Origin of the sequence: Spirulina subsalsa FACHB-351, from assembly GCF_026130165.1 — a bacterium.
Classification (GTDB): Bacteria; Cyanobacteriota; Cyanobacteriia; order Cyanobacteriales; family Spirulinaceae; genus Spirulina_A; species Spirulina_A subsalsa_A.
Window position 1 is genome coordinate 30,755 of record NZ_JAIHOM010000008.1, and the last position, 12,999, is coordinate 43,753.

The 12,999-nt window shown below is 46.7% G+C and carries 12 protein-coding genes; 7 read left to right on the forward strand and 5 right to left on the reverse strand.

Translation table 11 applies throughout. The features are described from left to right. Nucleotides 1-322 precede the first annotated feature (322 nt). The 3 genes from K4A83_RS02600 to K4A83_RS02610 all read left to right on the forward strand — a co-directional run bounded on the left by K4A83_RS02600 (nucleotide 323) and on the right by K4A83_RS02610 (nucleotide 2,029). Nucleotides 323-1,033, forward strand: coding sequence for a DUF4230 domain-containing protein (locus tag K4A83_RS02600; RefSeq protein ID WP_265262828.1), 711 nt, complete (start codon nucleotides 323-325; stop codon nucleotides 1,031-1,033). 65 nt (nucleotides 1,034-1,098) lie between these two features. Next, nucleotides 1,099-1,320: a hypothetical protein gene (locus tag K4A83_RS02605; protein WP_265262829.1), complete on the forward strand. Its 222-nt coding sequence runs from the start codon at nucleotides 1,099-1,101 to the stop codon at nucleotides 1,318-1,320. 340 nt (nucleotides 1,321-1,660) lie between these two features. After that, nucleotides 1,661-2,029, forward strand: a complete 369-nt coding sequence (locus K4A83_RS02610; RefSeq protein ID WP_265262830.1) for a YccF domain-containing protein — start codon at nucleotides 1,661-1,663, stop codon at nucleotides 2,027-2,029. Here K4A83_RS02610 and K4A83_RS02615 read toward each other — a convergent pair. Continuing rightward, nucleotides 2,003-2,746 carry an HAD family hydrolase gene (locus K4A83_RS02615; RefSeq protein ID WP_265262831.1) on the reverse strand — a complete coding sequence of 248 codons (744 nt, stop codon included), beginning with the start codon at nucleotides 2,744-2,746 and terminating at the stop codon, nucleotides 2,003-2,005. The two genes, K4A83_RS02610 and K4A83_RS02615, sit on opposite strands and share 27 nt — an antisense overlap. Nucleotides 2,747-2,884: 138 nt before the next feature. Between K4A83_RS02615 and crtR the strand changes: the two genes are divergently transcribed. Further along, on the forward strand, nucleotides 2,885-3,787 hold the full coding sequence (crtR, locus tag K4A83_RS02620; RefSeq protein ID WP_265262832.1) for a beta-carotene hydroxylase: 903 nt from the start codon (nucleotides 2,885-2,887) through the stop codon (nucleotides 3,785-3,787). Between the two features lie 41 nt (nucleotides 3,788-3,828). Here the strand turns inward: crtR and K4A83_RS02625 are convergent, their stop codons facing one another. Next, on the reverse strand, nucleotides 3,829-6,618 hold the full coding sequence (locus tag K4A83_RS02625; RefSeq protein WP_265262833.1) for a TIGR02921 family PEP-CTERM protein: 2,790 nt from the start codon (nucleotides 6,616-6,618) through the stop codon (nucleotides 3,829-3,831). Nucleotides 6,619-6,859: 241 nt separating this feature from the next. Between K4A83_RS02625 and K4A83_RS02630 the strand changes: the two genes are divergently transcribed. The 3 genes from K4A83_RS02630 (at nucleotide 6,860) to phoU (ending at nucleotide 9,960) form a co-directional block, all read left to right on the forward strand. Then, a complete protein-coding gene (locus K4A83_RS02630; RefSeq protein WP_407809795.1) occupies nucleotides 6,860-7,606 on the forward strand; it encodes a winged helix-turn-helix domain-containing protein in 747 nt (248 codons plus the stop codon). A 33-nt stretch (nucleotides 7,607-7,639) separates the two neighbouring features. Further along, on the forward strand, nucleotides 7,640-9,004 hold the full coding sequence (locus K4A83_RS02635; protein WP_265262835.1) for a sensor histidine kinase: 1,365 nt from the start codon (nucleotides 7,640-7,642) through the stop codon (nucleotides 9,002-9,004). Nucleotides 9,005-9,276: 272 nt separating this feature from the next. Next, the gene (gene phoU, locus K4A83_RS02640) at nucleotides 9,277-9,960 is read left to right on the forward strand and encodes a phosphate signaling complex protein PhoU (RefSeq protein WP_265262836.1); all 684 of its coding nucleotides are present in this window, start codon (nucleotides 9,277-9,279) and stop codon (nucleotides 9,958-9,960) included. Nucleotides 9,961-10,060: 100 nt separating this feature from the next. On the opposite strand, the gene K4A83_RS02645 is transcribed toward phoU, so the two are convergent. The 3 genes from K4A83_RS02645 to K4A83_RS02655 form a co-directional block, all read right to left on the reverse strand. Then, entirely contained in the window at nucleotides 10,061-10,216 is a 156-nt protein-coding gene (locus tag K4A83_RS02645) for a hypothetical protein (protein WP_265262837.1), read from the reverse strand. A 50-nt stretch (nucleotides 10,217-10,266) separates the two neighbouring features. Then, nucleotides 10,267-11,349 (reverse strand): homoserine O-acetyltransferase MetX, encoded by a 1,083-nt coding sequence (gene metX, locus K4A83_RS02650; RefSeq protein ID WP_265262838.1) that lies wholly within the window; start codon nucleotides 11,347-11,349, stop codon nucleotides 10,267-10,269. A 143-nt stretch (nucleotides 11,350-11,492) separates the two neighbouring features. After that, entirely contained in the window at nucleotides 11,493-12,788 is a 1,296-nt protein-coding gene (locus K4A83_RS02655; protein ID WP_265262839.1) for an O-acetylhomoserine aminocarboxypropyltransferase/cysteine synthase family protein, read from the reverse strand. Between the last annotated feature and the right edge of the window lie 211 nt (nucleotides 12,789-12,999).

Sequence of the window (12,999 nt, forward strand, 5' to 3'; positions counted from 1 at the left end):
AACCGACAGCCTCTCCCCTGCTCCCGATTTAGCGCTAAAGCGCAACTACGAACTGGTTGTAAGGAAGAACCGACAGCCCCTCCCCTGCTCCCGATTTAGCGCTAAAGCGCAACTACGAACTGGACTCCCAGACTTATATGCCTAACGGAACGCTCCGGGAATAGCAATGGTCGGCAAGATACCGTTTGAAGTTTTGCGATCGCACATTCATAATTAAGAAAAGTCTTAAAATAGTGGCTATCTGGCATCATTGCCCATTGAGGAATTACCGCCCAAATGTGATGATTTGAACTTCAAGCCCAAACTTACCCTTAGATACACCATGAACACTACTCCTAGCCCTCCCACTCGTTTACCTCAAAAATTGCTGCTCAGTTTAGGCAAGGCGGGGATTAATATTTTTTTAGTTATTTTAACGGTGACAGTTTGGCAGTCTGGCAGCCGTTTAGTGAATGAGGTGGGAAAATTCCTCTCATTCCAAAAAACAGAACCAGAAATTGATATTTCTAACATTCTGATTGAAAAATTGCGCAATGCCAGTGAGTTAACAACGGCAGTGTATGCGATGGAAACGGTAGTTCCCGCCCAGCAAAGTCGGCAAATTTTGGGCGTTACCCTAGGTACTACAAGGCTGCTCTATGTGGCCTATGGGGAAGTGAAAGCGGGGGTGGATCTCAGCCAACTGACGGCGGAGGATATTCGGGTGGAAAATGATAGGGTGATTGTCACCTTGCCCGCTCCTGTGATTTTAGATAGTAAGATTGATGTCAACCGTTCACGGGTCTATGATTATAGTCGAGGGTTTTTAAGTCTTGGGCCAGATGTGGGGCCACAACTGCAAAGTCAGGCGGCCCAAGAAACCCTACATCATATGATCGCGAGCGCCTGTCAGGAGGGGGTTTTAGTCCAAGCAGGCGATCGCGCCGAATTAGCAGTCAAAGAACTTTTAACCCTATCCGGTCATGAACAAGTCGAGATTGAAGCCGCCCCCCCAAATCTCACCGCTTGTCCTATCCTACCGAAAATTTATTGATCTAAGAATCCTCACGCCTTTGGGCCCAGGAGTGTCAAAATCTTCCTCTACCCCCCAACATGACTATGCAAACCACAGGCAGAATTGAATATCGCGGCATGGGTCCCGGCGCTTGGGCCTTCGTCGCAGACACCGGGGAAACCTATGAACTGCGCAATGCCCCTTCTGAACTGTGTCAAGAGGGCTTAAAAGTGAAACTCAAGGGGGAAGTACGAGGGGATATTATGACCTTCGCCATGATTGGCCCGGTGTTTGAAGTGCAATCCTTTGAAGTGATAGAGAATTGACACCCTCCCAAACCGTTCCCAAGCAATTTTGAGTAGCGCGATCGCACTTAAGTGGGGCTTGCTGAAAAAAACCAACGCTAGACTCAACAGGGGAATAGGGAATAGGGAATAGGGAATTTCTCCCCTGCTCCCCCTCTCCCCTGCTCCCCCGCTCCCCTGCTCCCCTGCTCCCCCGCTCCCCGAGTTATTCAGCAAGCCCCACCTAGATGGGGCTGGCGGCTACCTGTTTCCTTCATTGGGAGAAAAGGACTCGGTAAAGCTGGACTAGAAAATTGACCAAAAGTTCGTTAAGCTTCCGTACAAATAGACCATTTTCTAGCAACGAGGAGGAAAAAGTTCCATGAGTTTACTGGGTAATATTATCTGGCTTGTTTTTGGTGGTTTTATCAGTGGTGTGGGCTATATTGTGGGGGGTTTGACTATTTGCTTGACCATTATTGGCATTCCGTTTGGCTTACAAGCAGTTAAACTGGGCATTGCCACCTTTACCCCTTTTGGGCGAAAAATTGTCGAGGACGAGAAAGCTAATAGTACACTGACGACAATTTTTAATGTCATTTGGTTAATCTTCTTCGGCTGGGAAATTGCCCTTGTCCACCTAATTCATGGGCTAATTTTGGCGATTACAATTATCGGGTTGCCATTTGCCAAACAACATTTTAAGTTGATGATTATTGCCCTGTTACCCTTTGGGAGAAATTTGGAATAACATCTCAACGTTAATATAGGGGGCGGGCCAATGGCCCTGTAGAACAGTGAGAGGGTGTTCCGGTTCCCCGAGATGGTTTACCACCAGCCAAGCCCCTGTAAAGTCATGGTTTTGGGTGTAGTCATTCACGGTGACAAGGGTTTGTAATCCGGCTTGGCTAGCGGCTTTTACCCCTTGTTCTGAGTCTTCAAAAACGAGGCATTCTCGGGGGGATAACTCCATTTTCTGGAGGACATAGTGATAAATGTCTGGGGCAGGTTTTTTAGCCGCTACTATGTCTCCGGCGGCGATAACTTCAAAGATTTGGGGATCGAGATGTTGTTCTAGGAGGGCGATCGCATTATCATAAGCGCTAGTAGTTGCGATCGCCAATCGAATCCCCTGTTGTTGCGCTTCCCCTAACAACCGTCCCACCCCCGGACGCAGAGGAATCGCCCCCTCTTTTAACAACTGTCGGTAATACTCCGTTTTCTGCCCATGCAATTGGCGGATGAACACCTCACTCCGCTCCTCCTCCGGGCGAAACCGCTCTAAATAGTAACGAATGCGCTCCTTTCCCCCCGCCACCGTTAATAATTGACCATACAACTCCACCGACCAATCCCAATCCAGACCCGCCCCCCGAAACGCCTGATTGAACGCCACACGATGCCCCTCCCGTTCCGTTTCCGCTAGAGTCCCATCCACATCGAAAATAAACCCTTGCCATGCTGCCATCCTACTTTCCCCTCATGATTAACTTAACTTGAACTTAACCCGTTCATTGATTGGGAAATGCAAAGACATTTCCCTTGGGTACGCAATCTATCTTAAAATACGCAATAAAACTTTAGAAATTTAGGAGCAAGAGCCACGATGCAGGCTGTAGAAAAGCCTCTGCAAACAGTCCCCAAGGAATTTTTGAAGCCACCGGGGGGAATGAACCCAGATGTTTGGATGTGTATTGCCGCCGTCGGCCTGTTGGCCTGTTCAGCGTTGGGATACTACACTTGGGGATGGTGGCATTGGGTGTGTTTTAGTTTCAATGTACTGGCGTTACACCTCTCCGGTTCAGTCATTCACGATGCCTCCCACAACGGAGCCCACGCCAATCGGATGGTCAATGCCACCTTAGGACATATCAGCGCCCTGATTTTAGGTTTTGCCTTCCCCGTCTTCACAAGGGTTCACCTGCAACATCATGCCCATGTAAACGACCCCAAAAACGACCCAGACCATTTTGTTTCGACAGGTGGCCCTTTATGGTTAATTGCCCCCCGCTTTTTCTACCATGAGGTGTTTTTCTTCCAGCGTCGTCTCTGGCGGAACTATGAGTTATTAGAATGGTTTCTGAGTCGTTTAGTCTTTGGGGGGATTATTTGGCTGTCCCTGCAATACGGTTTTTTTGAATATATTGTCAATTACTGGTTTGTCCCGGCCTTAGTAGTAGGGGTAGCATTAGGACTATTTTTCGACTATTTACCCCATCGTCCCTTTCAAGAACGCAACCGTTGGAAAAATGCCCGGGTTTATGCCAGTCCGTTGTTAAATTTGCTGATTATGGGGCAAAATTACCATCTAGTCCATCATCTTTGGCCTTCTATTCCTTGGTACAAATATCAGGCCGCCTATGCTGCCACTAAGCCCTTATTAGAGTCTAAAGGCAGTCCCCTCTGTTTAGGCATTTTCCAAGGGGGCAAGGACTTCTGGGGCTTTTTATATGATGTATTTATTGGCATTCGCTTTCATGGCGGCCACAAAAGTAAGATTGATTCCTAGACAGCCCCTAACTGGGGGTTTCAGGGGCTGTCTCAAGAGCATCAATGAGGGCGGCGTTTGAGGAAAAAGAAGAGGAGGACAAGGGTGAGTGCGATCGCCATCCTGCCCTCGGGAACCCCTACACTCGGATTAGACTGGAGAGGATTGTTAGGTTTATCAAGGGTTTGGTTGCCATCTTCCACCTGGCGTTCAAAACGATCTTCTGATGCTTCCGCTTCCCGTAGGGCTTGACGTTGCTCATCGTTGACTAAGACAATCATGGAAGAGTAGGGCGTAACAATGGCCGTTTCTTTAGCGATCGCATGAACCCCATCCAAATCCTCAACCGTCGGCGCAGTAAAGCCTTTCGTCAACTCCTTAATCAACATTCTCGCCGCTAACGGCATAAATCCCGTCTCACTATCTTCTGCCAGCGTCGTTGTTTTTTGCCAAGCGTAGCCATCCACCACCGCAATGGTATCCTCCCCCAACTTCCCCGTCGTCGCCATCCGTTGCAAAACTTCCGGCAGCGTCTGGGCTACACCTCCCCCACTGCGCTGAATCTCCTGTAATACCCCATCCTCATAGGCCTCGGGAAACCCCCCTAAATGTACCACCCATAACGGTGCATTCATCACCGGAACCGTTTCCTGATCTTTCGCCAACTCATAACTCCCCTCATCGGTTAAAACAATCACCCCGTCGTAAGGTTTATTGCCCGCTAACGCCTTAAATTGTGCCAGCATTTCATCCAGTTGCAACGTGCCGTAAAAAACCTGTTTGTTCAGGTTAAAATCCTGCCATTTCGTGAAAGATTGAGGCTCTTCTTCCGCCGTTGCCGTCAAATATAAATCCGCCTCATTATTTTCTAACCTCCCATCCGTAAACCCTTCTTTCTTCAGCCAGTCTAAGGTTTTATTAATCGCCTGACGTTGGCTTTCCATACTGTAAGAACTATCTAAAATCACCGCAAAATGCTGTCCTTGGGGTAATACATAATCCCCCTCACTTAAAGGTTTTGCTGTCACCGTATAACCATTTAACGTCCCTTGATGAGATTGTTTAACCCCCTGAGCAGAAGCAGGCAAAAACCCCTCTAACCAATCTTGATCAAACCCCTTAACCCGTTCTCCATTCCGCCATCGTTCCGTCTTCTTCGTCCAGAAAATATTGCGTTTTTCCCCTAACTTCGGCAGCGCCCATCCGGCCTCTTGATTCATCACCCGATAGGTTAACCAGAGGTGCATTTTTAAAGGACGCTCAACAGGTTCTGTTTCCCAAGTTTGCCGTTTTTCAGGAATGGGAAAAGCCCGTAACCGATAATGTCTTGTTCCCACCTGTTCTAACAAAGCTGGATCAACCGGATTCACCCGTTGCACTTGAGCATTATAAACCCGTTGGGCTGCTCCCCTTGGGGACACTTGGAAGGGAAAACGTTGATCTAAATTCTCTGTGTCTCCTAGCCAAATTCCAGTTAAAACCGCACTTTCAGGCAGCGTAAACGAATAGAAAATTTCCTCCACATCATTGGTCACATTTTGATAGACTTCATATAACTCAACCTCTGCCCAATCTCCCTCTTCCTTCACCGTAACCGCTTGTTTTTCTAACAAAACCCGGTGTTGATTAATATTCAAAACCCCCGCTTTTGCTTCATCAATCATTGCCGTAGATTGTAAAGCTTTAATAATGGCGGCCTGCTCTCCTTTTTGGATAGAAGTATCAAACACTTGGGCATAAAGTTTAGCCGCCTTTTCCTCATCCCTTGGACTGCCTTGATAGAGAAAAGGAGAGAGTAATTGATTATGAACCGCTTGCAGTCCATCTAACAGAGGTTCAGGTAAGCTAAATACATTGCTATACAAGACTTTTATTCCATCATTGTCTTGAGCATTGCCCAAATAACGATAGGCTTGTAAGTAGGCATTTAATAAGCCTTTTTTGATCGCTGGAGACTGATTGATAATCTCTTGACGATCCGCATTATTAGTAACAGGTTGATCTAACAGTTCAAAAGCTTTCAGTTGGGGTTGATTCTGGAGCGAAAAGAACAGAACAAACCAAGTCGTTAATATTCCCAATGTAATCGAGAGGGTGCGCTTCTTACCATACTGTGCCGAAAAAGCGCGTAAAATGCGCTGTCCTGAATGGATATAAAGTGCCGTAAAACTAGAAGGCACTAAAACAAATAAGGTTGTACTGAGGACAAAAAAGAGGGAAAAGAAAGCAATATACCAGAGCGTTGAGAAAAAGTAGTGCGTTAACTCATACCATAAAGCAGAAACCCACCGAAACGAGAAGAACTCAATAATTAACTGTCCAGCTACTGGAACCGCATAAAAGAATAAAACTGCACCAAAATATAGCCCGATTAATAACATCAAACTATGAAGGGCGACTTGAGCCATTGCGAGGATTTTTCTCTGTCGTGTAACGAGAGTCGATTTAGAGTCCGATTGACCTAAATAGCCCACTAAAAGTTCTACCCCAAAGGCTATCATGCAAATGCCAAGACTCCCCACGATTAAATAACTCGCTCCGGTGAGTTCTCGTAGGGTAAAAAGCCGTAAGATCGCTAAGGTAAAAATTGGTGCTTCTACCCCATAAAAAAGCCGCATCAATTCCAAAGGACGACGCTGAAACTTCAGCAAACCAATCAAGGTACAAAGGGGAGGAGTCAGGAGAATTGCTAGTAAAGCAATTAGAAACTCCGGTTCAATTTCTCCGGCTACAATCGCGGCAATGAGTGAAACTCCAATAAGCGGGAAAATTCCCAAATAAACTACCATTAAAAACAGGAGATTCCACAACCAGAAAATGCTGTAATAACTGACATGGAGGAAAGTCTTCATCGTAGGGCTTACCAGATAAGTCTTCTCCCCTCCCTCAAGAGCAGCCCTGCTGATTCCTGAAATTTTGTCAAGTTGGGGGAAATTGTGATATATCTTTATGTTGATTGACAAATGACTTGTTTTATTGTAAGGAAAAAACGGAAGCCAAACAAGCGTTAAGTTTAAATACTAAGGGATTTTTAGGTCAAAGCCCCCTGTTATAGTGTATATGTTGGCGTAGACCTGCAAATTTTTCTATTTTATGCTGTCGCTTGATATACCAAAAAGTCCTTCCGAGTCAGAATTGACCTACGTTACTCGAATTCTGGTTGTGGAAGACGAAGAGTTAATTCGCGAAATGGTCGTTTTGGCGCTTAAGGAACAAGGCTATGATGTAGTCACTGCGATTGATGGACGGACTGCCCTAAATTTATTACAAGAGGCAGATTCCCACGCTCCATTATTCGATTTGATTGTGTTGGACTTGATGTTACCGCAAGTCAATGGCTTAGATTTGTGTCGTCTGTTGCGCTATCAAGGGAGTACGATTCCGATTTTAATTCTGAGTGCGAAGGCGAGTGAAACGGATCGGGTTTTAGGCTTAGAAGTAGGGGCGGATGACTATTTAACAAAACCTTTTAGTATGCGGGAGTTAGTGGCTCGTTGTCGTGCTTTGTTGCGTCGTCAACGCTTTGCAGCCACGGTACAAAATGCTGTCCTTCAGTTTAAGGACATTCTGCTTTATCCCGAGGAATGTCGGGTGACGGTGGGGGGGGAGGAGGTCAATCTTTCCCCGAAAGAGTTCCGTTTGTTGGAATTATTTATGAGTTATCCTCGGCGAGTTTGGTCACGAGAACAGTTAATTGATCAAGTTTGGGGGATGGATTTTATGGGAGATACGAAAACGGTAGATGTCCATATTCGTTGGTTACGGGAGAAACTGGAACAAGACCCGAGTAAACCGAAATATATTGTGACGGTGCGAGGTTTTGGCTATCGTTTCGGGTAGTGGCTTAGGGTCAATCAATGGCACTTAACGTTAATGAATCTGTTGGTATTTGTTTCGGGGTTGGTGCTAGGTCTGGGTGTATGTGAGTTAAGGCGATATCGCTTTAACCGACAAGTTCGGCAGATGTTGGGGTTGTTTCCCCGTCGGTTTAATGAGGAGTCTTCGTTAGCGTTGGTGTCTCGTTTAAGACGAGCGATTAACTTGTTGGTGCAGCATCAACAGCAGGTGGAGAGGGAGTTAGAGATGTGGAAACGGGTGTTGGAGCGATCGCCCATTGGTTACTTACAAATTGACCCCTCCAACCAACTCCAATGGTGCAACAGTACAGCCCGTCAGATGTTGCGCATTGAACGCTGGCGACCGGATCAATTGCGGTTATTGTTAGAATTAGTCCGTTCCTACGAACTGGATCAAATGATCCAAGAAACCCGTCGAAGTCAACACCCCCAAAGTCAGGAATGGGTGTTTAAAACCACCCACCTCCCCAGTGGTTCGGTTTTGTCTACCCGGTCTAGTTTATCTTCCCCTCAACCGGCCTCCCAAACCTATGCTTACAGTCTGGCGATTCGAGCCTCTACATTACCCATCCAAGATGGTCAGGTGATTGTCTTCTTGGAAGATCAACAGTTTATGGTGGATTTAACCCAAGCACGCGATCGCGCCTTTTCAGACCTCACCCACGAACTCCGCACCCCCCTCACCTCCATTAGTTTAGTCGCCGAAGCCCTACAAAGTCGCCTCAACCCACCGGAGAAAACTTGGGTCGAGAAGATGCTCAAAGAAATTGACCGTCTGATTTCCCTGATTCAAGACTGTCTCGAAATTAGTAAACTACAAACCAACCCCCACCAAACCCTGAACCGGGAAACTGTTCGCCTTAAACCCCTCCTTGACTCCGTTTGGCACAGTCTCGAACCCCTCAGCCAACCCAAACAACTCACCCTCTCCTATCAAGGAGATGCCACCTTAGAACTCTACGCCGATTCTGCCCGTCTGACCCAAGTTTTCCTGAATATTTTCGACAACAGCATTAAACATAGCCCCCCCAACACAACCATTCAAGTCCAAGTCAATCAATCTACCCTCAGCCACTGCTCTGACCCCGATTCTTGGATTACAATTAATGTAATAGACTCTGGTCCAGGTTTCCTAGAGTCGGACATTGCCCATGTTTTCGAGCGACTTTATCGTGGGGATCCTTCTCGACAACGTTCCTCATCAGAACGTTCTACCTCAGAGGAGGACAGGGGAAATTCTCCAATGTTCCGTAAAGGGAGTGGTCTGGGACTATCCATTGTTCAACAGATTATTGAGGCTCATGGAGGAACCATTACAGCACGCAATCATCCTGAGACAAGGGGAGCATGGTTACAAATTAAATTACCAAACGTTCATTAAATCTTAATCTTCCCTTGTTATCACAGAGTCTTAGGCGTTAAGTGTTGTAGACGTTATTTGCTCTTGTGATCTTGATTTGGTCTTTGGCCGTGCAGGATCAAATCTGTGTTCATCACCAGATTGTTGAAGGGAACATTAAAAACAGAGGAACTTTAGTATATAACATCTAGAAGATTATTTTGGACTCAGCCGTTTTGTTTCGTGGTTTTTCTGATTCCCTTGTTTAAACGTAGCACTATAGCAGCATATCCCATCACCCAGCCCCTGTTAAGATGACACTCTTTTCCCTTACTTCTTCCACCTATGACGCAGCCCATACCCCCACTCACTTTGAACGTTCTCTTCAGAGTTTAGGACAGGAAGTGCTGCGCATGGGAGCATTAGTAGAACAATCCTTTCGGCTTAGTCACCAAGCCCTATTTGAGCAAAATCTAGATGCACTCAAGGCGATTAACCAACTTGAACCCCAAATTGACCAATATTATCGCCAGATTGAGTTAGATTGTGCGCGATTTATGACGCTTCAGCGCCCAGTGGCTCAAGATTTGCGCCTTTTAAGTGCCTTTATGCACTTGGTGCGGGATTTGGAACGTATTGGGGACTATGCCCAAGATTTAGCGGAGTTTGCCATTAAGTTATTTCCCTACAGTCGCCATGATTGTCTGCCGGAAATTGCCGAAATGTCCCAACAAGCGCAGTTAATGTTAGCGGCCAGTTTGGAGGCCTTGGCGGAGTTGGACGCAACGGCTGGCAAGAATGTTAAGCGGATGGATGATGTGGTGGATGATGCTTACGATAAGCTTTATGACCAATTAGCCCACGCCAAGGATGTGCAAGGGGTGGTAGAGCCGATTTTACTGTTAGGCTTAGTGATTCGTCATCTGGAACGTATGGCAGACCATGCCACGAATATCGGCCAGCGTGTGTCTTATATTGTGACGGGTCAACGGGGTTGATATCCTCCCAATCGTTAAGACTCAATAATTGCTCAGGGAATTGATAATTGATAATTGATAATTGATGATTAACGTCAGTTCGGGTTAAGCCAAACTGACGTTAGTTAGAGCAAATAAACTTAATCCCCAATTTTTCTACAAATTGTTGTTCTTTTGATTTTAAATATTCATCTCTTTTTTGCAAAAAATCATCAAGTTCATCTTGTTTGTACAACTCCACCATTTGTTGGGTGATAAAAAGCTTTATAGTTGCCAAATTCAATGGACTTAAGACTCATTGTTTTGCTGGTGGGAGTTGTTAGTTGCTCAAGGGTAACAAGGGGAGGGAAAGATGGAATTGGTGTGTAGGCTCTGGCGAAAGGTGAGGACTAACTGATTGAGTTCGTCCATGTTAATTAAAAAGGCATCGTGGCCGTGGGGGGAGTGCAGCCAAGCGAGTTGGGCGTTGGGGATGAGTTCGGCGAGTTCTTGTTGTTCTACGGGGGGGTAAAGGATATCGGAATCAATGCCGACGATTAGGGTGGGATGGGGGATGCTCTGTAAGACGGTTTCATAGTCTTGGTCAGGACGGGCTAAGTTGTGCTGATCCATGGCGTGACTGAGGGCGATGTAGGTGTTGGCATCAAAGCGTTCTACTAATTTATCGCCTTGGTATTTGAGATAATGGGCGATCGCAAATTCTTCCCCTTGTTCGTTCCGGGCAAAGCGGATGGAGTAATTCCCCCAAGAACGATAGGTACTCATGGCAATCATCCGGGCTACTTTTAAACCCTGTTTCGGGGGTGCAGCGGGGGAATAATGCCCCTCTTGCCAGAGGGGATCGGTATAAATGGCTTGACGTTGGGCTTCACTCCAGCCAATACACCAAGCGGAATGGCGACCGGAGGCGGCAATAGGTGCGATCGCCTTTACCCAGTCGGGATAACAGGCCGCCCATTCTAACACCTGCATCCCCCCCAAAGATCCCCCAATAACCAAACGGAGCGATCGCACCCCCAACTCCTCCAACAAACGCGCCTGCAAATGCACCATATCCCGCACCGTAATTTCCGGGAAGTCTACCCCATAGGGTTTTCCCGTTTTAGGATTCAGGGAAGTCGGCCCCGTTGTGCCGTAACAACTGCCCAAAATATTGCTACAAATCAAGAAATCTTGGGTCGGGTCTAACGCTTTCCCGGGCCCCAGCAAAGGCTGCCACCACGCCTCTAAATCCGCCCAGCCCGTGAAGGCATGGCAAATCAACACCCCATTGTCCCGCGACTCGTTCAAACGGCCCCAGGTGCGATAGGCCACCTGTACCTCGGGCAACTCTCCCCCTAACACCAAGGGAAAAGGGTGGGAGGAACGATAAAACTGGGTTTGGGGAGAGATTAGCTGTTGATAATTCATGGGCTGGAGTAGAACGCAATCGGCACAATGGGGCGAAAAGCAAGGAACAGGGAGGATCATTCAACCTGCTAATTTATCTTAGCGATTTCTCTCTAGCTTTTCTCCCTCCTTCACGGTTCTGGGCGCAGCTGCGTCCGGAAGACCTAAGCGGAAAAGGCTTGGTCAAAATCCGCCTTAATGTCGTCAATATGCTCTAAACCCACTGAAACCCGGATTAATTCGGGTTTCACCCCGGCCGATAACTGTTCGGTTTCGCTTAACTGTTGGTGGGTGGTGGAAGCTGGATGAATGACCAAGGTTTTGGCATCCCCGACATTGGCTAAATGACTGGCTAACTGGACTCCATTAATAAACTTGCGTCCCGCTTCCACACCCCCTTTAATGCCAAAGGTGAGCGCGCAGCCAAACCCCCGTTTTAGGTACTGTTTCGCCCGTTCATGGTAGGGATGACTGGTCAGGCCTAAATAACTCACCCATTCCACTTTCGGATGGGATTCTAACCACTGAGCTAAGGCTAAGGCATTGCTTACATGACGGTCTACGCGCAAGGAAAGGGTTTCTAATCCTTGTAGGAGTAAAAAGGCATTAAAGGGACTTAAACAAGGCCCCAAATCTCGTAATCCTTCGACCCGAGCGCGAATAATAAAGGCAATATTCCCAAAGGGTCCCTCGGGTCCAAAAACTTCTTGGAAGTTTAAGTTATGGTAGCCCGGTGCGGGGTCGGTAAACATGGGGAATTTGCCATTCCCCCAGTTAAAGTGGCCTGAATCAACAATTACCCCACCGATGGAGGTTCCATGTCCCCCAATCCATTTGGTGGCTGATTCCACGACAATATCCGCCCCGTATTCAATGGGACGGCAGAGATACCCACCACAACCAAAGGTATTATCTACGACTAGGGGAATCCCATGTTGATGGGCGAGTTGAGAGAGGCCTTTAAAATCGGGGACGTTAAATTGAGGATTGCCCATTGTTTCGACATAAAGGGCTTTGGTTTTGTCGTCAATGGCCGCTTCAAAGTCTTTGAGATCATCCCCATCGACGAATTTTACCCCAATTCCTAAACGGGGTAAGGCGACTTTAAATTGATTATAGGTTCCCCCATATAAGAAACTGGTGGAAACAATATTATCTCCGGCTTGGGCTAGATTATTAATCGCCAAAAATTGCGCGGCTTGTCCACTGGCTGTGGCTAGGGCGGCGACTCCCCCCTCTAGGGCGGCGATACGTTTTTCAAACACATCGGTTGTGGGGTTCATAATGCGGGTGTAAATGTTGCCAAACTCCTGTAGCGCAAAGAGTTTAGCCCCATGATCGGCATCATTAAAGACGTAAGATGTGGTTTGATAAATGGGAACGGCTCGGGCATTTGTTCCGGGGGCGGGTTCTTGTCCGGCATGAATTTGTAGGGTTTCAAAATGATGTTGATCTGTCATGAAAATACCTCGTTATTTTACTTATGTAAATGTTAAGTGGATTACAAAACTCAAATGGAAACGCTATAGAACTAGAGAAGATTAAGAAAAAAATAGAAGAGTTGTAGAATTTCCACAATGAACCAATTTTGATATTTTCTCCTAAGTTGGGGAGTTCATTGTAAATTTAAGCTTTTTTTAAAGCAAGAATTATTCACAAAAATTTAGAACA

Bases quoted from the DNA above. Each gene is read 5' to 3' on its own strand.
- K4A83_RS02615 (WP_265262831.1), bottom strand. From the start codon at position 2,746: ATGGCAGCATGGCAAGGGTTTATTTTCGATGTGGATGGGACTCTAGCG.
- K4A83_RS02630 (WP_407809795.1), top strand. From the start codon at position 6,860: ATGCTGTCGCTTGATATACCAAAAAGTCCTTCCGAGTCAGAATTGACC.
- K4A83_RS02600 (WP_265262828.1), top strand. From the start codon at position 323: ATGAACACTACTCCTAGCCCTCCCACTCGTTTACCTCAAAAATTGCTG.
- K4A83_RS02610 (WP_265262830.1), top strand. From the start codon at position 1,661: ATGAGTTTACTGGGTAATATTATCTGGCTTGTTTTTGGTGGTTTTATC.
- metX (WP_265262838.1), bottom strand. From the start codon at position 11,349: ATGAATTATCAACAGCTAATCTCTCCCCAAACCCAGTTTTATCGTTCC.
- K4A83_RS02625 (WP_265262833.1), bottom strand. From the start codon at position 6,618: ATGAAGACTTTCCTCCATGTCAGTTATTACAGCATTTTCTGGTTGTGG.
- crtR (WP_265262832.1), top strand. From the start codon at position 2,885: ATGCAGGCTGTAGAAAAGCCTCTGCAAACAGTCCCCAAGGAATTTTTG.
- K4A83_RS02655 (WP_265262839.1), bottom strand. From the start codon at position 12,788: ATGACAGATCAACATCATTTTGAAACCCTACAAATTCATGCCGGACAA.
- phoU (WP_265262836.1), top strand. From the start codon at position 9,277: ATGACACTCTTTTCCCTTACTTCTTCCACCTATGACGCAGCCCATACC.
- K4A83_RS02605 (WP_265262829.1), top strand. From the start codon at position 1,099: ATGCAAACCACAGGCAGAATTGAATATCGCGGCATGGGTCCCGGCGCT.
- K4A83_RS02635 (WP_265262835.1), top strand. From the start codon at position 7,640: ATGAATCTGTTGGTATTTGTTTCGGGGTTGGTGCTAGGTCTGGGTGTA.